The sequence below is a fragment of the Nitrosomonas aestuarii genome (genome assembly GCF_003046585.1).
Taxonomy (GTDB): domain Bacteria; phylum Pseudomonadota; class Gammaproteobacteria; order Burkholderiales; family Nitrosomonadaceae; genus Nitrosomonas; species Nitrosomonas aestuarii.
Genome location: NZ_QAAE01000049.1, coordinates 1 through 1,418 on the forward strand (window position 1 = coordinate 1; position 1,418 = coordinate 1,418).

Below are 1,418 nucleotides of genomic sequence, written 5' to 3' on the forward strand. Positions count from 1 at the left end.
TTAACCGTGATCTGGCTAATGGTTTCGTTAACGTCTGTGTTGCCACCGGTGCTGCCGGCTGTCTCCTTGCCATCATTTTTACCAGCAGGCTGGGTAGGTTCTACGACACTGTAAGTGCCTGCATCCAGGCCTGTGAACGAATAGGAACCATCTGCGGCGGTGGTGGTCGTGCTGATCACAACGCCGGCGGCGTTCAGTAACTGAATCGTCACACCGTTCAGACCCACCTCGCCGGCATCTTTAACGCCATCATCGTTATCGTCGCAATAAACAAATCCCGAGATCGATGCGGGTTCTGGTGGCGGAAGGACTTCACCAAAGTTGTTATCAGTGCTGTTTTCACCTGCATTAACCGTGATCTGGCTAATGGTTTCGTTAACGTCTGTGTTACCACCGGTGCTGCCGGCTGTCTCCTTGCCATCATTTTTACCAGCAGGCTGGGTGGGTTCCACGACACTGTAAGTGCCTGCATCCAGGCCTGTGAACGAATAGGAACCATCTGCGGCAGTGGTGGTCGTGCTGATCACAACGCCCGCGGCGTTCAGTAACTGAATCGTCACATTGTTCAGGCCCACCTCGCCGGCATCTTTAACGCCATCATCGTTATCGTCGCAATAAACAAATCCCGAGATCGATGCGGGTTCTGGTGGCGGAAGGACTTCACCGAAGTTGTTATCAGTGCTGTTTTCACCTGCATTAACCGTGATCTGGCTAATGGTTTCGTTAACGTCTGTGTTACCACCGGTGCTGCCGGCTGTCTCCTTGCCATCATTTTTACCAGCAGGCTGGGTGGGTTCCACGACACTGTAAGTGCCTGCATCCAGGCCTGTGAACGAATACGAACCATCTGCGGCGGTGGTGGTCGTGCTGATCACAACGCCCGCGGCGTTCAGTAACTGAATCGTCACACCGTTCAGACCCACCTCGCCGGCATCTTTAACGCCATCATCGTTATCGTCGCAATAAACAAATCCCGAGATCGATGCGGGTTCTGGTGGCGGAAGGACTTCACCAAAGTTGTTATCAGTGCTGTTTTCACCTGCATTAACCGTGATCTGGCTAATGGTTTCGTTAACGTCTGTGTTACCACCGGTGCTGCCGGCTGTCTCCTTGCCATCATTTTTACCAGCAGGCTGGGTGGGTTCCACGACACTGTAAGTGCCTGCATCCAGGCCTGTGAACGAATACGAACCATCTGCGGCGGTGGTGGTCGTGCTGATCACAACGCCCGCGGCGTTCAGTAACTGAATCGTCACATTGTTCAGGCCCACCTCGCCGGCATCTTTAACGCCATCATCGTTATCGTCGCAATAAACAAATCCCGAGATCGATGCGGGTTCTGGGGTGGGTTGCACTAGCCCTGCATCAATAGTTTGATTGGATTCACCCGCTGCCAGGCTGATAATATCGCTTAATCC

Annotated in this window: 1 protein-coding gene; it reads right to left on the bottom strand. The window is 53.2% G+C overall.

All coding sequences use genetic code 11. From position 1 onward, the window contains the following. Positions 1 to 1,418, bottom strand: a 1,418-nt coding sequence (locus tag C8R11_RS15780) for an SdrD B-like domain-containing protein (RefSeq protein WP_280523915.1), incomplete at both ends; no start/stop codon positions are given.